Origin of the sequence: Streptomyces sp. NPDC006512 (assembly GCF_040611935.1) — a bacterium.
GTDB lineage: Bacteria > Actinomycetota > Actinomycetes > Streptomycetales > Streptomycetaceae > Streptomyces.
Genome location: NZ_JBEXPG010000011.1, coordinates 79589 through 102585 on the forward strand (window position 1 = coordinate 79589; position 22997 = coordinate 102585).

At 74.1% G+C, this 22997-nt stretch carries 18 protein-coding genes; 14 read left to right on the plus strand and 4 right to left on the minus strand.

Annotation, left to right across the window (positions count from 1 at the left end):
* Positions 1 to 103: 103 nt before the first annotated feature.
* The gene (locus ABZZ17_RS10805; RefSeq protein WP_356874264.1) at positions 104 to 1063 is read right to left on the minus strand and encodes a DUF1152 domain-containing protein; all 960 of its coding nucleotides are present in this window, start codon (positions 1061 to 1063) and stop codon (positions 104 to 106) included.
* A 67-nt stretch (positions 1064 to 1130) separates the two neighbouring features.
* On the opposite strand from ABZZ17_RS10805, the gene ABZZ17_RS10810 reads away from it, so the two are divergent.
* From ABZZ17_RS10810 to ABZZ17_RS10825, 4 genes are all read left to right on the plus strand, one after another.
* Complete coding sequence (locus ABZZ17_RS10810) at positions 1131 to 2015, plus strand: arylamine N-acetyltransferase (protein ID WP_356874265.1); 885 nt, start codon at positions 1131 to 1133, stop codon at positions 2013 to 2015.
* 32 nt (positions 2016 to 2047) lie between these two features.
* Positions 2048 to 2653: a YdbC family protein gene (locus ABZZ17_RS10815; RefSeq protein ID WP_356874267.1), complete on the plus strand. Its 606-nt coding sequence runs from the start codon at positions 2048 to 2050 to the stop codon at positions 2651 to 2653.
* A gap of 82 nt (positions 2654 to 2735) precedes the next feature.
* Positions 2736 to 3395 carry a histidine phosphatase family protein gene (locus tag ABZZ17_RS10820; RefSeq protein WP_356874269.1) on the plus strand — a complete coding sequence of 220 codons (660 nt, stop codon included), beginning with the start codon at positions 2736 to 2738 and terminating at the stop codon, positions 3393 to 3395.
* Between the two features lie 11 nt (positions 3396 to 3406).
* A complete protein-coding gene (locus tag ABZZ17_RS10825; protein WP_356874271.1) occupies positions 3407 to 4321 on the plus strand; it encodes an ADP-ribosylglycohydrolase family protein in 915 nt (304 codons plus the stop codon).
* 122 nt (positions 4322 to 4443) lie between these two features.
* Here the strand turns inward: ABZZ17_RS10825 and ABZZ17_RS10830 are convergent, their stop codons facing one another.
* On the minus strand, positions 4444 to 5997 hold the full coding sequence (locus tag ABZZ17_RS10830) for an MFS transporter (RefSeq protein WP_356874273.1): 1554 nt from the start codon (positions 5995 to 5997) through the stop codon (positions 4444 to 4446).
* A 142-nt stretch (positions 5998 to 6139) separates the two neighbouring features.
* Here ABZZ17_RS10830 and ABZZ17_RS10835 point away from each other — a divergent pair, with 142 nt between their 5' ends.
* From ABZZ17_RS10835 to ABZZ17_RS10845, 3 genes are all read left to right on the plus strand, one after another.
* On the plus strand, positions 6140 to 6754 hold the full coding sequence (locus ABZZ17_RS10835; RefSeq protein ID WP_356874275.1) for a TetR/AcrR family transcriptional regulator: 615 nt from the start codon (positions 6140 to 6142) through the stop codon (positions 6752 to 6754).
* 152 nt (positions 6755 to 6906) lie between these two features.
* Positions 6907 to 7617, plus strand: coding sequence for a ribonuclease HII (locus ABZZ17_RS10840; protein ID WP_356874277.1), 711 nt, complete (start codon positions 6907 to 6909; stop codon positions 7615 to 7617).
* Positions 7618 to 7676: 59 nt separating this feature from the next.
* Positions 7677 to 8309, plus strand: coding sequence for a hypothetical protein (locus tag ABZZ17_RS10845; protein ID WP_356874279.1), 633 nt, complete (start codon positions 7677 to 7679; stop codon positions 8307 to 8309).
* Positions 8310 to 8568: 259 nt separating this feature from the next.
* Here ABZZ17_RS10845 and ABZZ17_RS10850 read toward each other — a convergent pair whose 3' ends face one another.
* Positions 8569 to 9198: a hypothetical protein gene (locus tag ABZZ17_RS10850; protein ID WP_356874281.1), complete on the minus strand. Its 630-nt coding sequence runs from the start codon at positions 9196 to 9198 to the stop codon at positions 8569 to 8571.
* Between the two features lie 484 nt (positions 9199 to 9682).
* Here ABZZ17_RS10850 and ABZZ17_RS10855 point away from each other — a divergent pair, with 484 nt between their 5' ends.
* Positions 9683 to 11842: a RecQ family ATP-dependent DNA helicase gene (locus ABZZ17_RS10855; protein ID WP_356874283.1), complete on the plus strand. Its 2160-nt coding sequence runs from the start codon at positions 9683 to 9685 to the stop codon at positions 11840 to 11842.
* 120 nt (positions 11843 to 11962) lie between these two features.
* Here ABZZ17_RS10855 and ABZZ17_RS10860 read toward each other — a convergent pair whose 3' ends face one another.
* Positions 11963 to 12865 carry a LysR family transcriptional regulator gene (locus tag ABZZ17_RS10860; RefSeq protein WP_356874285.1) on the minus strand — a complete coding sequence of 301 codons (903 nt, stop codon included), beginning with the start codon at positions 12863 to 12865 and terminating at the stop codon, positions 11963 to 11965.
* 134 nt (positions 12866 to 12999) lie between these two features.
* On the opposite strand from ABZZ17_RS10860, the gene ABZZ17_RS10865 reads away from it, so the two are divergent.
* The 6 genes from ABZZ17_RS10865 (at position 13000) to ABZZ17_RS10890 (ending at position 22853) form a co-directional block, all read left to right on the plus strand.
* The gene (locus ABZZ17_RS10865) at positions 13000 to 14205 is read left to right on the plus strand and encodes an MFS transporter (protein ID WP_356874287.1); all 1206 of its coding nucleotides are present in this window, start codon (positions 13000 to 13002) and stop codon (positions 14203 to 14205) included.
* 223 nt (positions 14206 to 14428) lie between these two features.
* Entirely contained in the window at positions 14429 to 15874 is a 1446-nt protein-coding gene (locus tag ABZZ17_RS10870; protein ID WP_356874289.1) for a DUF4192 domain-containing protein, read from the plus strand.
* A 647-nt stretch (positions 15875 to 16521) separates the two neighbouring features.
* Positions 16522 to 18477, plus strand: coding sequence for a glycogen debranching N-terminal domain-containing protein (locus tag ABZZ17_RS10875; protein WP_356874406.1), 1956 nt, complete (start codon positions 16522 to 16524; stop codon positions 18475 to 18477).
* Between the two features lie 288 nt (positions 18478 to 18765).
* Complete coding sequence (locus tag ABZZ17_RS10880) at positions 18766 to 19512, plus strand: NUDIX domain-containing protein (protein ID WP_356874291.1); 747 nt, start codon at positions 18766 to 18768, stop codon at positions 19510 to 19512.
* Between the two features lie 122 nt (positions 19513 to 19634).
* Entirely contained in the window at positions 19635 to 21764 is a 2130-nt protein-coding gene (locus tag ABZZ17_RS10885; protein WP_356874293.1) for an ATP-binding cassette domain-containing protein, read from the plus strand.
* A 147-nt stretch (positions 21765 to 21911) separates the two neighbouring features.
* Positions 21912 to 22853, plus strand: coding sequence for a FadR/GntR family transcriptional regulator (locus ABZZ17_RS10890; protein WP_356874295.1), 942 nt, complete (start codon positions 21912 to 21914; stop codon positions 22851 to 22853).
* Positions 22854 to 22997 lie beyond the last annotated feature (144 nt).

The following is a 22997-nucleotide window of genomic DNA, read 5'->3' on the forward strand; positions in this document are numbered from 1 at the left end:
CCGGGGCACGCCCCGGCCGGCCCGCGAGGGCGGTGGAGCCGGTGACCCGGCTCCACCGCCCTCGGCGTTTCCGGGCCGGACGGCCGGCTGTCACCCTCCGGGCTCAGTGGGGGATGGGGCGGGAGGGGCGGGTGACCAGCTCCTCCCGGAATTCCGCGATCCGGGAGTGGACCTGCCGCAAGAGGTGGGTGTCCTCGATCCGGTCCAGGTAGAGGCAACGGGCCGCCAGCCCCGGCAGGTCGAAGGCGAAGCACAGGGACATCAGCGGGTTGACGAAGAGCTCGCTGCCCTGGGTGCGGCTGGTGAACCGGACGTCGCCGAAGGAACCGCGCACCGCTGCCGCGACCGAGCCGGCCACGATGCTCGGACGGTCCGGAGTGTGGTCCTGGGCGTGGGCCACCGCATCGAGGAACAGCGCGCCCTCGCGCGTGGCGCGGGGTATCGAGAACGCCCCGAGGTACGCCCCGTCCCGTTCCAGCGCCGCGATGTTCTCCAGTACGAGGGCGTGGCTCACCCCGTGGTACGCGTCCACCCCGAAGCCGACCGACACGACCAGCCGGTGCGGTACGTCGTCCAGCGCGGCCAGCGCGGCGACGCTGGTCAGGTCCTCCTCCGGGGTGCCCAGGCCGGCTTCGTCGCCCCGCATCAGGATGTCCGTGCCCCCGTCCACCAGCACCACCGCGTCGATGTCGTGGCGGTCGATCAGCGCCCGGTATGCGGCGCGCAGCGGCTGCACCCCGACCTGCGGGAAGGCGTGGACGGTGGAGGGGTAGCGGTGCAGGGCGAGCCACTGGGCCAGGGTGCGCTCCGGGAAGTAGGACTGGTGGGGTGCGGAGTCCGGGGTGACGACGGCGACGTCCGGAGCGAGCCAGTCCGTGGTGGGGAGGCCCGCCAGGGCGCTGAAGGAGAGGTTCGCCAGGTGGACCTCCTTGCCCTGGTGCAGGAGGGAGAGGGCGATCGGCAGACCCGAGTAGATGTCGAAGCCCCCGCCCGCCCCGGCGACGAGGATCCGCTCGGCCGTGGCGAGCCGGGCGAAGAGCGGGTTGGTGTGCAAGGCGGTCATGGCGATCATTGTGCGGGGCGCGCCCGACCGCGGGCCCGGGATTTTCACGACGGGGGAGTGGGGAACCATGTGGAACGGTGACGAGCTGGACCTGGACGCGTACCTGACGCGGATCGGGCTGGGGGCCGGGGGCCCGGAAGAAGACGGGACCGGTGGTGGGGCAGGGGCCGGAAGCAGGCCCGGAGTCGGGGAACTCCGGCCGGACCTGGAGACGTTGTACGCAGTGCACCGGGCCCACACCGCCTCCATCGTCTTCGAGAGCCTGGACGTCCTGCTCGGCCGCCCCGTCGCGCTGGACGTCAAAGGCCTGGAGGACAAGCTCGTGCACGACCGCCGCGGCGGTTACTGCTACGAGCAGAACTCGCTGCTGGCCGCTGCCCTGGAGCGGATCGGCTTCGAGGTCTCCGCGCGCGGAGCCCGCAACCGCACCCGGGGCGACAGCCTGCTCGCGGTCACCCACGCGGTCCTCGTCGTCACCGTCGACGGTGAACCGTGGCTCTGCGACGCGGGCTTCGGCTACCAGGGCCCGCGCGAGCCCGTCCCGCTCGCACGGCCCGGCCGCGAGATCCGTCAGGGGGCGTGGACGTTCCGCGTCCGCGAGGAGGAGGACGGCATCCTCGTCCTGAGCGCCCTGCGCGCAGGGGCCTGGAGGGACCTGTACGCCTTCTCCCCGCAGCGCTACCACCCCGTCGACTACGTGGTGCTGAACCACTACAGCTCCACTCACCCCCTCTCCTCGTTCGTCGGGCGGATCCTCGTCCAGCTCCCGGGCGACGCCGTGCGGCAGACCCTCGTAGGCAGCGAGCTCACCCGCCTGTACCCCGACGGTCGGACCGAGCGGGAGAACGTCGCACCGGAGGAGCTGATCGGCGTCCTCGACCGGGAGTTCGGGCTCCGGCTGTCCGATCGGGACGCGGCGGAACTGGTGCGGATCCACCGCTCCGGGGACTGACCCGGGCCCCGCCCGGCCCGTACGATGGCGCGGTGCTGGTCAAGTGGATTCGCTGCACGGTGACGGACCGACGCGGGTTCGAGCGCGGGCAGCGAAAATGGGCGGGGCTGCCCGGCGAACCCGGATTCCGGGGGCAGGGCGGCGGCTGGAGCCGGGGCCGGCAGGGGGTCGCGCACGTCTTCGCGTTCTGGGAGAGCCGTGCCTTTTACGACTCCTTCATGGCCCGTTCGCACGACCGGCTGGCAGCCTCCCAGAACGGCACCTTCACCGACGCGAGGGTCACGCTCTTCGACCACCGCTTCGACGTGAAGACCGGCTTCCAGCCCCGCTTCAGCGACGCCGACGTGGTCCGGGTCGCGCACACCCGGGTCCGGGAGGGGCGCGAGGAGCACTTCACCCTCATGCAGGAGAAGGTGTGGAACCCGGCCATGGCCGGCTCGCCGGGAATGGTCCGGGGCCTGTTCGGCGAGGCCCCCGGCCGGGAGTTCCTGGTGCTGTCGATGTGGCGGGCGGCGGCCGAGCACGGCAAGTACCGGCAGGAGCGGGTGGAACGGCTCTCGCTGCGCGCCCAGACGGAGGCCGACGTCGAGGCGCTCACCGGTGACGTCGTGGACCTCGAACCCGCCTGGACGGTATGACCGTCCGACGATCGCCGGCCCGGGGCGGGCGGGACGGCGCGCCCGGTCGGCGGGGCCGTCGGTGGCCGAATAAGGTCGTGGGATGGTACGACCACGGCGCATCGTCCTTGTCCGGCACGGGGAATCGGAGGGGAACGCCGATGACACGGTGTACGAGCGGGAACCCGACCACGCCCTGCGCCTGACCCGAAGGGGCCGCGAACAGGCCGCCGAGGCCGGCGCCGGACTGCGCGCGCTCTTCGGCGACGAACACATCAGCGCGTATGTCTCCCCCTACCGCCGGACCCTGCAGACCTTCCGGGAGCTGCGGCTGGACCCGACGCGGGTGCGGATGCGCGAGGAGCCGCGCCTGCGCGAACAGGACTGGGGCAACTGGCAGGACCGGGACGACGTACGCCTGCAGAAGGCCTACCGGGACGCCTACGGGCACTTCTTCTACCGGTTCGCCCAGGGGGAGTCCGGCGCGGACGTGTACGACCGCGTCGGGTCCTTCCTGGAGAGCCTCTACCGCAGCTTCGAGGCCCCGGACCATCCCGAGAACGTGCTCCTGGTGACGCACGGGCTGACGATGCGGCTGTTCTGCATGCGCTGGTTCCATTGGTCGGTATCCGAGTTCGAGGCCCTGTCCAACCCGGGCAACGGCGAATACCGGGTGCTGCTCCTCGGCCCGGACGGCCGGTACCGGATGGACCGCCCGTTTGAGCGGTGGACCACACCCGAGCCTTATGACCTGGACGGCTAGAGTGACGCGCGATGACCGCTGATTCCGCTCCCGAAACGCGCTACGCACGCGCCGTGTCCAGCCTCAGAGGGCTGGCCCTGGGGGACGCCCTGGGCTCCCAGTACTTCGTCCCCGTGAACTACCCGCTGCTCAAGCGGCGCGAGCTGCCGGCCGGCAGCGAGCCGTGGCAGTGGACCGACGACACCGAGATGGCCTGCTCGGTGGTGGCCGTGCTCGCCCTGCACGGCCGCATCGACCAGGACGCGCTGGCGAGTTCCTTCGCCGCCCACCACGATTTCGACCGCGGCTACGGCCCCGCCGTGAACCGCATGCTGAGGCTGGTCCGGGAGGGCGAGGACTGGCGCACGCTGGCCGCCGAGCTCTTCAACGGGCAGGGTTCGTGGGGCAACGGCGCGGCGATGCGGATCGCTCCGCTCGGCGCCTGGTACGCGGACGACCCCGAGCAGGCCACCCACCAGGCGGAGATCTCCGCCTACACCACCCACCAGCACCGCGAGGCGGTGTGCGGGGCGATGGCCGTCGCCGCCGCGGCCGCGCTGGCGGCCTCCCCGGCGGGCCGGCCGACGCCCGCCGAGCTGCTGGACGGGGTCATCGCGCTGGTCCCGCGCAGTGCGGTCGGCGCCGGGGTGCGCCGGGCACGGGACATGCTGGACTACGGCGACGCGACCACGGTCGCGGCGGTACTGGGCTGCGGGCGACGCACGAGCGCCCACGACACGGTGCCGTTCGCCCTGTGGTCGGCCGCCCGGTCGCTGGACGACTACGAGAAGGCCTTCTGGACCACCGCGCAGGTCGGCGGGGACGTCGACACCACCTGCGCGATCGTCGGGGGCGTGCTCGGCGCGCGCGGCGGGGAAGTGCTGCCGCAGGCCTGGCTGGCACGCACCGAGGAACTCCCGGCCTGGCTTCCGCAGGAAGCCGCCTAGCAGCCCCGTCCGGCGGCCCGGGCCGGGTGGGCGGGTAGTACGAAGGCCCCGGGCGCGGGGTAGTTCCCGCGCCCGGGGCTTCGTACGGGCACCCTTGCCCGGGGCCGTACGACGTGCCCTGCTCAGGCCACCGGACCGGCCTTGGCGGCGGTCCCGCCGAGGGCCTCCAGGTCGCTCTTGCGGACCCGGATGACCAGCAGTGCGCTGGCCAGGGCCAGCCCCGCCATCGCGACGGCGGCGGTGAAGGCGGTGGAGATGCCCTGGGTCAGGACGAGGTCGCCCCAGGGGTCGGCCAGCGCGCCGGTCTCGCGGAACGCGGCCAGCTGGGCGGGGTCGGCCCGGGCCAGGAAGTCGGGCACCTGCTGCTCCGCCTCGCCGCGGGCCGCCGTGCCGAAGACCGTGACCAGGATGGACAGCCCGAGCGAGCCGCCGACCTGCTGGCTGGCGTTGAGCAGTCCGGACGCCGCGCCCGCTTCGTGCGGGGCCACGCCCGAGACGGCGGTGAGGGTGAGGGTCACGAAGTTGAGGCCCATGCCGAAGCCGAACAGGAGCATCGGGCCGAGCACGCCGGAGAGGTAGGAGCTGTCGGTCCGGATGAAGGTCAGCCAGGCCAGGCCGGAGCCGGTGAGGGCGGATCCGACGACCATGAACGGCTTCGGTCCGAAGCGCGGCAGGAAGCGCTGCGAGAGTCCGGCGGCGGTGACGATGGCGACGGTCACGGGCAGGAAGCCGAGCCCGGCCTCGATCGGGGAGAAGCCCAGCACGTTCTGCACGAACTGGACGATGAAGAAGAACATCCCGAACATGGCGGCGGCCAGCCCCAGCATGATCAGGTAGGTGCCTGCGCGGTTGCGGTCGGCGAACATCCGCAGCGGGATGATCGGTTCCGCGGCCCGGGACTCGATCAGGACGAACAGGCCGAGCAGGACGACCGCGGCGGCGAACGACCCGATGGTGAGGGGGTCGCGCCAGCCGTCCTCGGAGGCGCGGATGAACCCGTAGACGAGCGCGGCCATGCCGCCGGTGGACGTGAGCGCCCCGGCGACGTCGAAGCGGCCGGGATGGCGTTCGGACTCGGTGATGTATAGCGGCGTGAGCACGGCGATCAGGACGCCGATCGGCACGTTGACGAACAGGACCCAGCGCCAGTCCAGCCATTCGGTGAGCATGCCGCCGGTCAGCAGGCCGATCGCGCCGCCGCCCGCCGAGACCGCGGCGAACACCCCGAAGGCGCGGTTGCGCTCGGGGCCCTCGGCGAAGGTCGTGGTGATGAGGGCGAGCGAGGTCGGCGAGGCGATCGCGCCGCCGACCCCCTGGAGCGCACGGGCGGCGAGCAACTGCCAGGGTTCCTGGGCGAATCCGCCGAGGAGCGAGGCCGCGGTGAACAGCAGGATCCCCGTCAGGAAGACACGGCGCCGGCCGAGGATGTCACCGGCCCGGCCGCCGAGCAGCAGCAGGCCACCGAAGGTGAGGGTGTAGGCGCTGAGCACCCACGACAGGTCGGTGGTGGAGAAGGAGAGGGCGGTCTGGATGTGGGGGAGGGCGATGTTCACGATCGTCGCGTCGAGGACGACCATGAGCTGGCAGGCGGCGATGACGGCGAGGGCGACACCCGGGCGCCCGGGCCGGCGGGCCGCTCCGGGTATTCGGGACGTGGCGAGTTGAGTGCTTGTCACTGTGGATCCCCCCATAGTGAAATAGTGAACGCATACGTTCACTGCGGGACCAAGGTAGGAGCCCGCTCGTAGGGAACGCAAGCGTTCCCTACGGCTGAAAATGTGTGCGTCTGACGCACGTGCGGGTCGGAGGTAGCGGGGTATGACGGGTTCGCGCTGGTCGGCGGGGGCGGCGCCGGGGCGCAGGCGCGGGCCGGAACTCGAACGGGCGATCCTGGACGCGGCCCTGGAGCAGCTGAGCACCGTCGGGTGGAACGCGCTCACGATGGAGGGCGTCGCGGCCGGCGCGCGCACCGGCAAGGCCGCGCTCTACCGGCGGTGGCCCTCCAAGGCGGATCTCGTGGCCGAGGTGCTGCGCGCCGGGCTGCCGCCGCTCGGGGAGGTCCCGGACCAGGGCGCGGTCCGCGACGACCTCTTCCGGCTGTGCGTGCGGATGCGGGACGTCATGCATTCGCAGGCCGGGGAGGCGCTGCGTGCGGTGCTTCACGAATGCGACCATGCCCATGCGGACCGGTTCCGTGCGGTGATCTGGAACGGCGTCCACGAACCCGCCCACCACCTGATCCGAGCGCTTCTGCGACGGGGGATCGAGCGCGGTGACGTCCGGCCGGACGCGGTGGACCCGTTGGTGGTCGACGTGATTCCGGCGATGCTGATGTACCGCAGCAAGGTGTGCGGAAGCGAATGGAAGGACCAGGAGATCGGGGACATGATCGACCGGGTGATGGTGCCGATGGTCCGGGCGGACGCCGCCTGAGGCCCGGCCCGCCCCCGCCCGGGCGGCCCGGCGCAGGGCAGCGGACGGGGAGCGTCCGCGGGCTCCGGCCGCCGGCCCGCGGCGAGCCGGAGACGGCTTGCCGCAGGCCGGGGTGTGCAGGCGGCCGCGAGCGGCGTAACCTTGCTGGCGCCATGCCGTACGAAGCACCCACCCACACCGTCGAGCGCTCCCTCCGTGCAACCACCGGCGCCAAGATCATCGCCGGGGTCGACGAGGTCGGACGAGGGGCCTGGGCCGGTCCCGTCACCGTCTGCGCGGCGATCACCGGCCTGCGCCGGCCGCCCGCGGGGCTCACCGACTCCAAACTGCTCACCCCCAGACGACGCGACGCGCTGCTCGACGTCCTGGAGGACTGGGTCACCGCCCACGCCCTCGGGCACGCCTCCCCCGAGGAGATCGACGAGCTCGGGATGACCGCCGCGCTGCGGCTCGCGGCCGTGCGCGCCCTGGAGGCCCTCCCGGTGCGGCCCGACGCGGTGATCCTCGACGGCAAGCACGACTACCTCGGCGCACCCTGGCAGGTCCGTACGGTGATCAAGGGTGACCAGTCCTGCGTCGCCGTCGCCGCGGCCTCGGTGATCGCCAAGGTCCGGCGCGACCGGATGATGGCCGAACTCGGCGAACAGGGCGACGGAACAGCGGACTTCGCCTTCGCCGCCAACGCCGGCTATCCGTCGCCCGTGCACCGGGCCGCGCTCGAGGAGCGGGGTCCCACCGCGTACCACCGGCTCTCGTGGTCGTACCTCGACGCACTGCCCCGGTGGCGGCACCTCAAGAAGGTGCGCCGCAGCGAGGAGGCGGCGGCTTTGGAAGACGGAGGCCAACTCGGCTTCGATTTCTGATCGCACCCACGTGCCACCCACCGGTACGTTTCGTACCGGTGTTTGATAGATATCAACTCATGCCTCTCACCCCCGCCATCGAGGAGCCTCAGATTCACGAGAGTGCCCAGGGTCCCCGCGTCACGCCGGCCGCCGGCCGCACCGCGCAGACCCCCCGCCCCGTACCTGGTCCGCGTCCCGCCGCCGTACCCCGGCCCGGACGCCCCGGTCCCGTCCGGCCCGCCCCGCCCGCGCAGCGCGCGGCGCAGGCCGCCCCCGGACCCGCTTCCGCAGCCCCCGCCGCCCCGTCCGTCTCCGCGGCGGTGCCGCAGGTCCAGCTGATCCCGGCCTCCGCCGAGGGTGCGCTGGACGCGGCCGACGAGGCCGTGGACCTGCTGCTCGACACCGGGCGCGCGCCCGGCGACATCCTGGTCCTCACGACCGGCGACCCGCACCCGTGGGCCGCTCACGAGCTGTCCTTCGGCGAGGCCTCCTACTGGGCCCAGCACGAGGCCGGGGACGACGTCTTCTACGCGGACGCGGCGCAGGTGCAGCGTGCCGCGGGCCGTCCCGTCGTGGTCTTCGCGGCCAACGGCGGACCGGCCGGAACGGTCGCCAACGCACTGCCGGTCGCGCTCGCGCGTGCCGGTGCGCTGCTGATCGTGTGCGGCGACGTACAGCAGATCAACTCCGTGCTGGGTGCGGGCGTCTGACGCCCCGTATCCCGCACGGGCGAGGGGCGGGGCGGGCCGGGTGCCGGCCCCGCTGAAGCCCGGAGCCCGGACTGCTGTACACCCGTCCGCGGGAGTGCGGCCGCGAGGGCCGTTCCGTGATGCCGTGTAGCTCGTGTGACACGGCACCGTTGAGTGGCGCCGGGGTGGTGCCGTGCCCGTCCGCGCGAGCACGCGCACCCCACGGGGCCCGGTCGTACGGGGCTCCGCGCGCGGTGCGCGTCGTACGCGGTCCCGGGGCTCAGCGGGCTGCGGTGCGCCGCAGGGCCTCGGTCGCGCCGCCGCCCGTGCGGAGCGGCAGCGGCGTGAGCTCACCCATCGTGGAGCCGAGCCGCTCCGGCCGGGAGTCCGAGCTGGGCCGCCGCCCGCCGCGGCCCTCCCCGAGCACCTGCCAGCCGCCGTGCGTCAGCGTGATGTACGCCCCGCAGCGCAGCCCGTGCAGGGTGCAGGCGTCCCGCAGCCCCCACATCCAGGCCCCGTCCTCCTCGGTCCACCGCTCGTCGCCGTCCCGGCAGTACAACAGCACTGCCGTCCGTACCGGGGTCCGCCGCCGCAGGTCGTGCGGGAGGACCCGGCGCAGCCGCGACAACAGGGCGTTGCGGTACTCCCAGCCGTCGGCAGAGGCCGACCGCTGGACGAAGGAGGCGCTCGCGACGAGCCGGTCCTCGGGACCGAGGACGGCGATCACCGCGGTGTCGGGCACGGGGCTGTGCCGGGAGTGGAGCCCGTCGACCAGCTCGCGCGGATTGCGCAGCAGGGGGACCCCCGCCGCCGTCCACTCGGAGGGTTCGAGCAGTCTGCCGTGCCGGCTGGCGCCGCCGGTGGCCGTTGTCAGGGACGTGGTCGAGGGCGAGGCGAATCCGAAGGTCACGGTCCTCCCTTCGGGTACACGCCCGTGAACGGGCACGGCTGGGATGCGGGCGCGCCACAGCACGGCCCTGGAGAGTGCCGACGAGCCGAGCGGGAGCACTCCGATTCTCGCGTGGCCCGCGAGGGTGGGGCAATGAGCATTTGCGGCCGCCGACCGGAATTCGCCGGTATGCCGTTCATATCCTTGCCCCGTCGCGCCGGAGATGACGCATTCGGTGCGGCCGGAGCGCGAGCACCAGCGCGAACGCGTCCTCGGCACCCGTCCGCCGGAACGGCCGGGCTCTCGCGCGGTGGCGGGGTCATCCGGTCGCGCGGTCGTCGTGGAGGGTGCCACCCCCGAGGCCTCCGTCATGTTCGCTGCCGCCGCCGGGGGCGCGGCAGAGGCCCGCTGGAGGCCCCGGCGCAGGTCGGGCCGCCGGTGCGTGGGCGGTACGTCACGCTGGGTGAGTTGGCCGATTGTCCGTGCCATCGGGTTGCATGGGGGGATGGACAACCTGGAGCTCCGCACTGAAGCCGATGCCATCCTCGCTGAGCTCGTCGGTGCCCCGGGGGGTTCGGCGTGGCTCCGCGAGGACCAGTGGCAGGCGGTGTCCGCCCTGGTGGAGGAGCGCAGGCGGGCCCTGGTCGTACAGCGCACCGGCTGGGGCAAGTCGGCGGTGTACTTCGTCGCGACCGCTCTGCTGCGCCGCCGCGGCTCCGGCCCCACCGTGATCATCTCGCCGCTGCTGGCCCTCATGCGCAACCAGGTCGAGGCGGCCGCGCGGGCCGGCATCCAGGCGCGCACCATCAACTCCGCCAACCCGGAGGAGTGGGACACCATCTACGGCGAGGTGGAACGCGGCGAGACCGACGTCCTCCTCGTCAGTCCGGAACGCCTCAACTCCGTGGACTTCCGCGAGCAGGTGCTCCCCAAGCTCGCGGCCACGACCGGCCTCCTCGTCGTCGACGAGGCGCACTGCATCTCCGACTGGGGACACGACTTCCGCCCCGACTACCGGCGGCTGCGGGCGATGCTCGCCGAGCTCGCCCCCGGCGTACCGGTGCTGGCCACCACCGCGACCGCCAACGCGCGGGTCACCGCCGACGTCGCCGAGCAACTGGGCACCGGCACGGGCGAGGCCCTCGTACTGCGCGGCCCGCTGGAGCGGGAGAGCCTGCGCCTGGGCGTGGTCCGGCTGCCGGACGCCGCGCACCGGCTGGGCTGGCTCGCCCAGCACCTCGAAGAACTGCAGGGCTCCGGGATCATCTACACCCTCACCGTCGCCGCCGCCGAGGAGGCCACCGCCTTCCTGCGCCAGCGCGGCTTCAACGTGGCCTCCTACACGGGGCGCACGGAGAACGCCGACCGGCTCCAGGCCGAGATCGACCTCCAGGAGAACCGGGTCAAGGCGCTGGTCGCGACCTCGGCCCTGGGCATGGGCTTCGACAAGCCCGACCTGGGCTTCGTGATCCACCTCGGTTCGCCGTCCTCGCCGATCGCCTACTACCAGCAGGTCGGCCGCGCGGGCCGCGGGGTCGAGCACGCCGACGTGCTGCTGCTGCCGGGCAAGGAGGACGAGGCGATCTGGCGCTACTTCGCCGACACCGCCTTCCCGCCCGAGGCCCAGGTACGCCAGACCCTGGCGGCCCTCGCCGACGCCGGACGGCCGGTGTCCGTGCCCGCCCTGGAGGCCGCGGTCGACCTGCGCCGCACCCGACTGGAGACCATGCTCAAGGTCCTCGACGTGGACGGGGCGGTCAAGCGGGTGAAGGGCGGCTGGTCCTCCACCGGCGAGCCGTGGGCCTACGACTCCGAGCGGTACGCCTGGGTCGCCCGCCAGCGGGCCGCCGAGCAGCAGGCCATGCGCGACTACGTGACGACGACCGGGTGCCGGATGGAGTTCCTGCGCCGGCAGCTCGACGACGAGGGCGCCGCCCCGTGCGGCCGCTGCGACAACTGCGCGGGCACCTGGGCCGATTCCACCGTTTCGGCCGAGATCCTGACGGGCGCGGCGAAGGAACTGGACCGCCCGGGGGTGGAGGTCGAGCCGCGCCGGATGTGGCCGACGGGGATGCCCGCACTGGGCATCAACCTCAAGGGCCGCATCCCGGTCAAGGAGCAGTGCTCCGCCGGGCGCGCCCTGGGGCGGCTCTCCGACATCGGCTGGGGCAACCGGCTGCGCCCGCTCCTCGCCGACAACGCACCCGACGGACCCGTCCCCGACGACGTCCTGCAGGCCGCGGTCGCCGTCCTCGCCGACTGGGCGCGTTCCCCGGGCGGCTGGGCGCCGAACGTGTCCGAAGCCACCGCCCGGCCGGTGGGAGTCGTCGCCGTACCCTCCCTGACCCGTCCTCAGCTGGTGGGCTCCCTCGCCCAGGGCATCGCGGCCATCGGCCGGCTCCCCTTCCTGGGCAGCCTGACGTACACCGGACCGGACGGCGCGCACGCGGCGCGCCGCAGCAACTCCGCCCAGCGCCTCAGGGCGCTCTCCGGCGCCTTCGCCGTCCCCGAGGACCTGGCGGCCGCCCTGGCGGCCGCTCCCGGGCCCGTCCTGCTCGTGGACGACTCCACCGAATCCGGGTGGACCCTCGCGGTCGCCGCCCGGCTGCTCCGGCAGGCGGGCGCCGAACAGGTCCTTCCGCTGGTCCTGGCCTCGGCCGCTTGATCCCTGCGCGACATCCTGGCGGGCTGCGGGCTGCGGGCTGCGGGCTGCGGGCTGTGGGGTCGTGGTGTCGGGTGCGTGGCCGGGCCGGGCCACGGGCGTGGTGTCGGGTGCGGTGCGGGATCAGGCCGCCGGTCCGGCCGTCTCGGCGACCGCCAAGGCGAAGGCCTGCGCCTGCGCGGAAGGCCGCAGGCGGGGGCGGACGAGGCCCAGCTCGGAGTCGGGCAGGCCCCGTACCGGGACGAAGGCCAGGGAGTCGCGGCTCGCGTGGTAGCCGGCCGTGGACCGGCACAGCAGCATCGCGCCCCGGTCTCCGGCGGCCAGGCTCAGTCCTTCCTGGAGCGTGTTGACGCCGGGCCCGGCCGGCACGGGGAGGCCGCCCGGGGTCCTGCGGGGGGCCTGGGCGTGCCGCCAGTAGTCGGGGGCGTCGCCGTCGATCCCGATGAGACGGCAGTCGGCGAGCTCCTCGGCGGATAGCGACTCCCGGGCGGCGAACGGATGCCGGACGGACACCGCGAGGGTCTGCGTATGCCGGGAGAAGACCGGCCCGAGGGCGAGGTCGTCCTCGGCGACCGGCAGCAGCACCGCCGCGCAGTCCACCTCCTGGCGGCGCAGCGGACCGAACGGGTCGGAGAGCGGGATCTCGACGATGCCGATCGCGCAGTCGGGATACCGGTCCCCGAACCAGGCGATCGCCCGGCTCAGGTGGTCGTCGACGGCGCCCTGGAAACCGATGCGCAGCACCCCGCCCGTTCCCCGCGCGGCGGTGCGGGCGTCTTCGACGGTGGCGCGCAGGGCGTCGTACGCGGGGCGCAGACCCGCGAGGAAGCTCTCCCCCAGCGGGGTCAGGCCCACCCGGCGGCTGGTGCGTTCGAGGAGGGGTGCGCCGATGCGGGTCTCCAACGACCGCAGGAGTTGACTGACCCGGCTCTGGGAGACGTACAGCCGCTCGCCCGCCCTGCCGAAGTGCAACTCCTCGGAGAGGACGAGGAACGCCTCCAGCTCGCGTATCTCCACACCGCTCATGCAGGTCCCTTCATGGCGTTCTCTTGCGCACCGCCGTCGACAGCGCACCGGTGCGGCGGATCGAGTAGTCCCGCTCATCGAAGGATGAGAGATCCGCCGTTGTTCCCCCGGAGCGGGGCGGGTTGGCTGGCCGCATGGCACAGACAGAGGAAACCGCGGACATCGGCGGGGTGCGCGAGCGACCGGCGGGCCGCGGCTGGCCGGGCGTCGTGGCCGTCGCGGGTGCGACCTTCACGGTGGTGACGTCGGAGTTGCTGCCCGTGGGGCTGCTGACTCCCATCGGGGACGCGCTGGAGGTGACCGACGGCACCGCCGGACTGACCCTGACCGTCACCGGCCTGGTGGGCGCGGTGTCGGCGCCGATCCTGACACCGCTGTTGGGGCGGTTCGACCGGCGAACGGTGCTGTGTTCGCTCATGGGCCTCCTGACGGCCGGCAACCTGCTCGCCGCGTGGACGCCGGACTACGCGGTGATGGTGGCGGCCCGGGTGCTGGTCGGTATCGGTATGGGCGGTGTCTGGGCGATCGCTGCGGGGCTGGCGGTGCGGCTGGTCCCGTCGAGGTCGGTCGGCTCCGCGACCTCCCTGATCTTCAGCGGGATCGCGGTGGCGTCGGTGCTCGGGGTCCCGGCCGGTGCGTACGTCGGTGAACTGGCCGGGTGGCGGGCTGCGTTCGCGGCGGCGGGCGTGCTGGGGCTGGTGGTGCTGGTCGGCCTGGCGGTCCTGCTGCCTCGACTGCCCGCCGAGGAAGAGGTACGGCTCGGTGGTGTGATGAGGCTGTGCGGCGACGCGCGGGTGCGGACGGGGCTGGCCGTGGTGGCCCTGCTGGTCACCGGTCACTTCGCCGCCTACACGTACGTGCGCCCCGTGCTGGAGGAGGTCTCCGGGGTGCGCGCCGGCACGATCGGGACACTGCTGCTGGTGTACGGAGTCGCTGGCGTGGCGGGCAACTTCGCGGCCGGTGCGGGCGCCGCCCGCTCCCCGCGTTCCACCTTGCTGGTGATCAGTGCGGTGCTGGCGTCCACGATCGCGTTGGTACCGGTGCTCGGCGGCTCCGTCCTGACCGCTGGTGTGCTCCTCGCGGTGTGGGGGCTGTCCTACGGAGGGGTGTCCGTCAGCACCCAGGCATGGCTGCTGGCTTCGGCGCCCGGGGCGCGCGAGGCAGCGTCCGCCCTGTTTGTCGGCGTCTTCAACGGGGCAATCGCGCTGGGTGCGTTGGCCGGCGGGCTGGCGGCGGACGGCGCCGGGGTCATGGCGGTGATGTGGTGGGGCGGCGGGCTCGCGGCGGCCGCCCTCGCGGTGACCGCGCTGGGCAAGTCCCCGTCGTCCGGGCGCCCCTGAGGTAGGGTCCGGCGCGAAGTCCGTCGTTCGTTTTCCGGTGGTCATGGGGTGGGCAGGCTTCGCGTGCGTGGCGGGCCGGGGGCCTGGGATCTGTGTTCATGGCTCCATGGAACCGGATGCCCCTGACATCGCGCCATCACCGCTCCCGACCTGTGGATATTGAAAGCTGGACGAGTTATCCACAGGGGTTTCCGGATGGGACCAGGCACGGGACCGTCGACGCATGACGACGAACCACGAATCAACCAGCCCGGCCGGCCGGCCCTCCCTCAGCCCGTCCGGGTCCCCGACCGAACCCCAGATCACCCTGCGCAGCCCGGCCGAACTGGCCGACGCGCTGCCCTACATGCTCGGCTTCCACCCGACCGACTCCCTCGTCATGGTCGCCGTACACGGCGAGGGAGGACGCTTCGGCGGCCGGCTCCGCGTCGGGATCCCGGCGGCGCCCGGCGAATGGGAGGAAACCGCCCGGCAGGTCGCCGAATGCCTGGTCCGCGGCAGCGAACGGCGCGGTGCCAAGCCCGACGGCATCGTGGTCTTCCTCTGCCGGGACCCGCAGGGCGGGGAGAGCGGCCAGCGGGTGATGACCAGGCTCCGGCCCCTCGCTCAGCGGCTGCGGACCGCCTGCGGGGAACTCGACGTCCCCGTACTGGAGGCCCTGTGCCTCTCCGGCGGCCGCTACTGGTCCTACACCTGTCACGACGCCGACTGCTGCCCGGCCGAAGGCAATCCGCTGGCCCCGCCCGGCACTTCCGTGATGGCAGCGGCCGCGACCTTCGCCGGGCTCCAGGTGCGGGGCTCCCTGCGGGAGATCGAGAACCGGCTCGCCCCCCTGCGCGGGCCGCTGGCCGCCGACCAGGAGGACGCCCTGGAGCGGGCGGCCATCGCCCTGGTGCCGAAGATCCTCGACGGCGCCACCCGTGAGGAGGTCGGTGCCGAGACCATCAGTCTGGCAAGGACCCTGCTGCGGCGCCTGGCCCTCGCCCCGCCCGCCGAAGGGGGAGCCGGGGCCGACGGCCGCGACGACGCCCTGCTCGGCCACGACGAGGCCGCCGCCGTGATCATCGGCCTCCAGGACCGCGAGATCCGCGACATCGCCGCCGAGTGGATGGAGGACGACGAGGCCGCTCCGGCCCTGCGGCTGTGGCGGGCTCTGGCACGGCGTTGCGTCGGGGCCTACGGAGAGCACGCGGCGGCCCCGCTCACCCTCGCGGGCTGGGTTTCCTGGTCCAGCGGGGACGAGCCGACGGCTCGGATCGCCCTCGGAATGGCTCTGCGGGCAGACTCCGAGTACCGCTTCGCCCAGCTGCTCCACCACGCCTGCAACGAGGGCATCGACCCGGAAGGGCTGCGGGAGTGCCTGAGGGAGGAACGCAGGCGCCGCGAACCCCGCCGGAAGCGGGCCGCCGCCACCACACGCCCGCCAGGGCGTCGGAGCGGCCGACGGCGCCCGGAATCCCGCGGCCCGGGGTCCGGCGGACCAGACGCTCGCCGGCCTGGGTCCGCTGGTCCTGCATCCCAGGGAACCGCTGGTCCCGCGTTCTCACCCGACGACGCCCACGACGGCCACAGCATCGAATCCCGCACCTCCGAAGCCCGTCGCTCCGAAGCCCACGGCACCGAGTCCTACCGCCCCGAGTCCCGCCGCCCCGAGGGGAGCGGGCAGTGAGCGCCCGCCGGGACCCGTGCCGAGGCAGCACCGTACAGCGGCTCCGGGACGTGGCGGGTGCGGCGTTCCGCCCATGCCGTCCCGCCCTGCGGGGGCAGTCACCACCGGGGCCCGTGACCCGGGCGGGGGCCGGGGCGTTCCCCTGGAGGGCGGTGGGGGCCCGGCCGAGCTGCCGCCCAGCCGAACCGGCCGGAGCGCAGACAAGGCGGCACATGGCTCCCCCCGTACCCGAAACCGATCCCTCCGGACCCCCGCCCGCACCACCGGCCCACCCCCCGGGAACCCCCGCGGGCCGGCCCTACGGCAGACGCCCCGACCCCGCCCCGGGCCGCGCCGGGAGCCCGCCCGACGGTGCCGCCCCGGTAGCGGGTCCTGCGGAACGTGGGACGGTCGCGGCAGGGCCCTCCGTTCCGTGGCCCGTCGGCAACACAGCGGCCCCGGCCCCGGGCCGCGCCGGGAGCCCGCCCGCCGGTGCCGCCTCGCCGTCCGGCCCTGCGGAACGTCAGGCAGGAGCCGCCGCCGGGGGAGGAGGCGAAGTCCCGGGCACCGCCGGGACCCGGGGTACAGCGGGGAGTAGCGGCGGGCACTCCGGCACCGTGGAGGCGCCGGGAGCCGGTCCGGCGCGGCCCGGCACGGCGGGACCCGGGGTGCCGGCCGCGCGCAGGGCCGACCTGCCACCCGTGCACGGAGCCGTCATCTGCGTCTCCGCACCCTGCCTGGCCATTTCCCCCGAGCACGGCCAGCTCACCGGGCGGGGGATCGACGGGATCTACCGAGCCGGGCGCCGCCTGCTGTCCCGGTGCGTGCTCCGCGTCGCGGGCCGGGACCCGGTCGCCGTCCAGGGGCGCAGCCTCGGCGCCGACCGGGCTGCCTTCACCGCCACCGTCCGCACCGGCGTCGAGCCGGGCCCCGATCCCGACGTCGGCGTCGAACGCGTCCGGCACGCCGACGGAACCGAGCGGATCACCCTGCGCAGCTTCGCCGCCCGCCCGATGCGCCTCGCCGTCGAGGTCTCCCTCGGCACCGACCTGGCAGAACTGGCCGCGGTAGCCGCGGGCAGACCGGGGCCCGAACTGCCCGCCGCCGTCCACGCCGCCGGGCTCCGCTGGAGCAGCGGCGAGGCCCGGGCCGTCACCACCGCCGACCCGGCTCCCGACGACGCCCTCGCCTCGGCCGGACTGCTGCGCTGGCAACTCGAACTGGCGCCCGGCGAGTCCCGCGCAATCGAACTGCGGACCACGCGCGACCGCACCGGCCGGGCCCCCGCCGGACAGGTCGCGAACCCCCTCTCCGCAGCCCGCGCCGAGGGCGACGACCCGAGGGCCGACACCTGGTTCCGGACCAGCCTTGACGACCTGGGCGCACTGCTCCTGCGGGACCCCGTGACACCCGGCGACGCCTTCGCCGCGGCAGGAGTGCCGTGGCGGCTCGGACTGGCCCCGGCGGAGTCGCTGTGGGCCGCGCGGATGGCGCTGCCGCTCGGTACCGGGCTGGCCGCCGCCACCCTGCGCACGCTGGCCCGGAGCCAGACCGCCGGGCGGGGCCCCGATGCGGGGAAGATCCCCGGTCCGCTGCGCGCGGCCGGACCGCAGCTGCCGCCGGGATGCACCGGCACGGAAGCCACCCTCGGCTTCCCGGTCCTGCTCGCCGAGGCGCGGCGGTGGGGGCTCCCCGAGGAGGAGGCGGCCCGGCTGCTCCCGCATGCGGAACGATGCCTGGACTGGCTGCGCGGGGCCCTCGGTGAGGACGGCTTCCTGGCCGATCCCGACCCGGGGCCACGGCGCCTCGAAACCCAGGCCCACGCCCACCGGGCCGCGCTGCTCGGCGCCGACCTGCTGGACGGGTGCGGGCGGCCCGGAGCGGGGGAGTGGCGGGAATGGGCGGCCGAGCTGAGGAAGAGGTTCCGGGCCGGCTTCTGGATCGACGGACCGGACGGGGGCCGCCCCGCCGCGGCCCTGCACCCCGACGGGCGGCCGCTGCCCCGGCTGACGGGGGCCGCCGCGCACCTGCTGGACACCGGGTTGCTGGGCGGCGGCCGGCTCGCGCCCGGCCTGCTGGACCCGGTCCGTACCGAACAGCTGGCCCGGCTCCTCGGTGCCCCCGCGATGGACTCCGGGTGGGGGCTGCGGAGCATGGCCGCCCGCGAGCCGGGCCACAACCCGTTCGGCCACCGGTCGGGTGCCGTCAGGGCTCACGAGAGCGCGGTCGCGGTCGCCGGCCTCGTCCACGCGGGCTTCGAGAAGGAGGCCGCCGGTCTGCTCCGCGGCCTGCTGGACGCGGCGGAGACGTTCGGGTACCGGCTGCCGGAGATGTACGCCGCCGAGCAGCGCACCGCCGGCAGCGCCCCGCTCCCGCATCCGGCCGCCTGCCGGCCCGCGGCCGTGGCGGCGGCCGCCGGGATCCACGCGCTGACGGCCCTGGCCGGGATCCGGCCGGACGCCCCGGAGGCGACGGTCGCGGTGGCACCCTCGGCCGGCGCCCCGCTCGGCGCCCTGCGCCTCTCGGGCCTGCGCGTGGCCGGGGAGCCGTTCACCGTCCGGATCAGCCGGCTCGGCGTCGGCATGGTGGAGGAGGCCGCCGATGCGCTCCAACTCGGAGGCTGAGCCGTTCCGCCGAAGTCCTGCCCGGTCAGCGGGTTCCGGTGCTCCTGCGGCGAAGTTCCGGACGTCGCCTCGTCAGACCCCTTCACCGCGTCGACCCAGCGGGTTGGATCGGGACCGGCGGGGGTGGGGCGCCGACCGGGAAGTCCGGGTGGCGGGCGCCGTGGCGAGGCCGGTCCCGAGCGCCGGCCGGCGCCGTGTGATCGGGAAGATCCGCGCTGGGTTCCAGATCACGGTCTCCGGGATCACCAAAGCTCTGTTTATCGTCAGGCAGACGACTATGATCGCGGCATGTCGCCCTACGACCCGTCGGCCTTTCCGCCCTTCGCCGTCACCGTCGACCTGGTCGTGCTCACCGTACGGCGCCACGCGCTCTGCGCGCTCGTGGTGCGACGGGGTGAGCAGCCGTTCCAGGGGCGCTGGGCCCTGCCCGGCGGCTTCGTCCGCGAGGACGAGGACCTGGCGGGCGCCGCGGCCCGCGAGCTCTCCGAGGAGACGGGCCTGTGTGCCCACGACCCGGCGGCCCCGGAGGTGGGCAACGGGGCGCACCTCGAACAGCTCGCCACCTACGGAGACCCCCAGCGCGACCCGCGCATGCGGGTGGTCAGCGTGGCGCACCTGGTGCTGGCCCCCGACCTGCCCGCCCCGCGTGCGGGCGGTGATGCCAACAGCGCCCGCTGGGCACCGGTCGGGGAACTCCTCGAGGCGCCCGACCAGGCTTCCGCCGGACTCGCCTTCGACCACGCGACGATCCTCGCCGACGGGGTGGAACGGGCCCGGTCGAAGATCGAATACTCCTCCCTGGCGACGGCCTTCTGCCCGCCCGAGTTCACCGTCGGCGAGCTGCGCCGGGTGTACGAGGCGGTGTGGGGCGTGGCTCTCGACCCGCGGAACTTCCACCGCAAGGTCACCGGGACCCCCGGGTTCCTGGTGCCCGCCGGGGGAACCACGACCCGTCAGGGCGGCAGGCCCGCCCAGCTGTTCCGGGCCGGTGGAGCGACCCTGCTCAACCCGCCCATGCTGCGTCCCGAAGTCTGAGCATCCGGCTGCGACATCGGCGCCACGGCGGACCGGTTGCGTAGAAAATCGGACATATCGCGGTATCTTGCTTGTGGTACTCACACTGCCGCAGAGCGGTCTCACACCCCGCGAGAGAAGCGATGCTCCAGGCCATCGGACTCACCAGCACACCCCGTCGACAACTCCCGCCCATCGTGGACGGCCTCACCTTCGAGGCCCGCCCGGGGTGCGTGACCGCGCTCCTCGGCGATCCGGGCTCGGGCAAGACCACCGCGCTGCGGCTCATGCTCGAACTCGAACCGGGTCGCGGAGTCACGTACTTCCGGGGCCGCCCGCTCCACCGGATCCCGCATCCCGGCCGTGAGGTCGGCGTGCTCCTCGGCGACGTCCCCGGCCACCCCGCGCGGACCGTCCGCAACCAGCTGCGCATGCTGTGCGCCGCCGCCGGTGTGGCGGCCTCCCGGGCCGACACGATGATGGAGGTCGTCGGCATCGCCGGCTTGCGCGACGAGCGGCTCGGCTCGCTCTCCCTCGGCATGGAACGCCGGGTGGGGCTGGCCGCCGCCCTGCTCGCCGACCCCTGCACCCTCCTCCTCGACGAGCCCGGCAACGGACTCTCCGCGAAGGAACGCGGCTGGCTGCACGGGATGCTGCGCGGCCACGCCTCCCTCGGCGGCGCGGTGCTGTTCACCACTGGCGACGCCAAGGAAGCCGCCGTCAACGCCGACCGGGTCGTCTCGATCGCGTCGGGCCGGCTCGTCGCCGACCAGGACGCCACCGACTTCGCCCGCACCCGCCTGCGGCCGCGCGTCGCCGTGCGCACCCCGCACGCGGCAAGACTGGCCGACGTGCTGACCCGCGAAGCCAGAGCGGCCCAGCGTGCGGTGGAGATCGTCGCGGAGAGCGGCAGCCGCCTCTCGGTGTACGGCAGCAACTGCGCGGAGATCGGCGAGGCGGCCTACCGTCACGGCGTACTGGTCCACCAGCTCGCCGACGAGACCGGGCAGACCGGCGACGCCCGCGACGGCGGAGACCACGGTGATGCCGGAACGCCGGTTCCGCCCGTCCCGCAGGCCCGCACCCGACCCGCCATCCAGGCCCGCTCCGAACTCCACTCCGAACTACGCTCCGAGGTCCGGCTCGAAGTCGGCGTCCAGGCCACCCGCACCGGCACCGGCTTCCAGAGCGCCGCCGGCGTCCGCCCCGACACCGCCGCTGATGTCGGCACCGGCCCCCGACCCCACCCCGGCCCCCACCCCCGCCTTGACCCGCACTCCGAGGCCCGTACGGAGGGGACGGGCGACACCCCGTCCGGCCCCGGCGCGGTACCCGAGGGGTGGGGGGCGCCGGCTCCGGGCCCGCAGGACCGGGACTCGGAAGCCGTGAACCCCGAGTGCTGGGGCCTGGAAGGCAGGAGTCGGGAGGCCGGGGACGCAGGAAGCGCGGCACCGCGTCGCCAGGCGAGTGCCGGGCGGCCCGTCTCCACGGTGCGCCGCGTCGGCGGACCGCTGCGGCCGCTGCGCTACGAGCTGCGCCGGGTCTTCGGCACCGCGACCCCCGTCCTGACGGCCGCCGCCGTCCTCGCCGCCTCCGTACTCATCTCCCTCGTACTGGCGCGGGCGGGCCACACCCCGCAGGGCCGACTGCTCGCGGCCTGGCCCGAGCTGCTCCCGCTGCCCCCCGCCGCGGTCGGCGCGGGACTGCTCGGCGCCCTGGCGTTCGGCGAGGAGTACCGCTTCCCGGCGCTCGCCGCGGACCGCGGCACCGTGCCGCGCCGGATGGGCCTGCTCACCGCCAAACTCGGGGTGTGCGGCGCCCTCGCGCTGCTGCTCGGCGCCCTCGCCGTCGCCGCCGACGCGGCGGCCCTGCGGCTCGTCTTCGGGGCCGCCCCCCTGCACTCGCCCGCGGAATGGATCGCCCCGGCCGCGAGTTGGGCGGGCCTGCTCGTCGGCTGCGCCTGGGCCGGGGTGCTCGCCTCCGGCGTGTTCCGGTCCGCCACGGCGGGCCTCGCCGCCGTGTTCGCCGTACCCGTGATGGTCGTACCGCTCCTGCGCAAGGCCCTGGACGGGCCGTCCGCGTACCCGATGAACGGAATCGGCTCCCGGCTGCGGAGCCTGTCCTGGGCGCAGTGGCCCCCGGAGACCGACCGGCTCGTGCTGGGAGCCCTTCGGGTGATGGCCCAACCCGTCGGCACCGCACTGCTGTTGTCGCTGATGGTCCTGTTGTGCGCCTATGGGTTCACAGGACTGCGCTCCCGCGTCCGTTGGTGATCGTTCCGGTGCGGGAGAAGACTCCCGGGGGACCGCGGAAGACCGGATCACGCGAAATCACGTGAAGCGGACCGCAACTCCCCGCAAAAGGCCCGGTTCTTTCCGATAAGTCGTCAATTGCGTAGGTGGCACCGATCACCCTTTCGTGTGCTTTTCACCAAAGACCTCAAGGGTGATGGAGGCACGGCCGACAAAGGATTCGTGAGTACCCTTGCGCACACCATGATGACCGCCGCCCGCCATGCCGACACCGGCCTCGCCGGCCCGGGCGAACTCGACCGCTACCCCTACCCGGAGGCCTCCGGGTCAGACCGGGTCGGACCTCCCCACTGGGACGGCGCCGACGTCGAGTTGAGCCGTGTCGGCCGCCGGGCCGCGGGCAGCCGCGGCCGCGGACTGCACGGCCAACTCGTCCAGCAGCTCGGCCAGATGATCGTTTCCGGTGACCTCGGTGCGGACCGCCCGCTGGTACCCGAGGAGATCGGCCAGCGTTTCGAGGTCTCCCGCACCGTCGTCCGCGAATCCCTGCGGGTCCTGGAGGCCAAGGGCCTCGTCAGCGCCCGTCCGAACGTGGGCACCCGGGTCCGTCCCGTCGCCGACTGGAACCTGCTCGACCCGGACATCATCGAGTGGCGCGCCTTCGGCCCCCAGCGCGACGACCAGCGCCGCGAGCTCGGCGAGCTCCGCCTGACCATCGAACCGCTCGCCGCCCGCCTCGCCGCGGGTCACGGGCGTCCCGACGTCCAGCAGCGCCTCGCCGACATGGTCGAGATCATGGGCCACGCCCTCGGGCAGGGGGACGTGATCACCTTCGGGCGCGCCGACAACGAGTTCCACGCCCTGCTGATCCAGGTCGCCGGCAACCGCATGCTGGAACACCTCTCCGGCATCGTCTCCGCCGCCCTCCAGGTCTCCGGCAGCCCCGTCACCGCCTGCGACCGTCCGAGCGAGACCTGCGTGGCGCACCACGCACGGATGGTCGAGGCCCTCGCGGCCGGTGACGCCATGGGAGCGGAGAACTCCATGCGTCAGCTCCTGACGGTGCATCCGGAGGTCGAGCGCGTGGTCCCCGCCCCGCGCGAGCACTGACGCGCCGACGCGCGGGGGCGCGGGGGTGCAGCACCTGTCGCCGGGCCCGGTTCGGGTCCGGCGACACCGGCGTCCGGGGTCGTTCGAAGCCCCCGGACGGGCCTGTGTGACCGTACGAACGGCGTCGGCGGGAACCCGGTGTGA

Bases quoted from the DNA above. Each gene is read 5' to 3' on its own strand.
- ABZZ17_RS10870 (WP_356874289.1), top strand. From the start codon at position 14,429: ATGACGACGAACCACGAATCAACCAGCCCGGCCGGCCGGCCCTCCCTC.
- ABZZ17_RS10855 (WP_356874283.1), top strand. From the start codon at position 9,683: ATGGACAACCTGGAGCTCCGCACTGAAGCCGATGCCATCCTCGCTGAG.
- ABZZ17_RS10845 (WP_356874279.1), top strand. From the start codon at position 7,677: ATGCCTCTCACCCCCGCCATCGAGGAGCCTCAGATTCACGAGAGTGCC.
- ABZZ17_RS10805 (WP_356874264.1), bottom strand. From the start codon at position 1,063: ATGACCGCCTTGCACACCAACCCGCTCTTCGCCCGGCTCGCCACGGCC.
- ABZZ17_RS10820 (WP_356874269.1), top strand. From the start codon at position 2,736: ATGGTACGACCACGGCGCATCGTCCTTGTCCGGCACGGGGAATCGGAG.
- ABZZ17_RS10880 (WP_356874291.1), top strand. From the start codon at position 18,766: ATGTCGCCCTACGACCCGTCGGCCTTTCCGCCCTTCGCCGTCACCGTC.
- ABZZ17_RS10810 (WP_356874265.1), top strand. From the start codon at position 1,131: ATGTGGAACGGTGACGAGCTGGACCTGGACGCGTACCTGACGCGGATC.
- ABZZ17_RS10865 (WP_356874287.1), top strand. From the start codon at position 13,000: ATGGCACAGACAGAGGAAACCGCGGACATCGGCGGGGTGCGCGAGCGA.
- ABZZ17_RS10840 (WP_356874277.1), top strand. From the start codon at position 6,907: ATGCCGTACGAAGCACCCACCCACACCGTCGAGCGCTCCCTCCGTGCA.
- ABZZ17_RS10825 (WP_356874271.1), top strand. From the start codon at position 3,407: ATGACCGCTGATTCCGCTCCCGAAACGCGCTACGCACGCGCCGTGTCC.
- ABZZ17_RS10885 (WP_356874293.1), top strand. From the start codon at position 19,635: ATGCTCCAGGCCATCGGACTCACCAGCACACCCCGTCGACAACTCCCG.
- ABZZ17_RS10860 (WP_356874285.1), bottom strand. From the start codon at position 12,865: ATGAGCGGTGTGGAGATACGCGAGCTGGAGGCGTTCCTCGTCCTCTCC.
- ABZZ17_RS10835 (WP_356874275.1), top strand. From the start codon at position 6,140: ATGACGGGTTCGCGCTGGTCGGCGGGGGCGGCGCCGGGGCGCAGGCGC.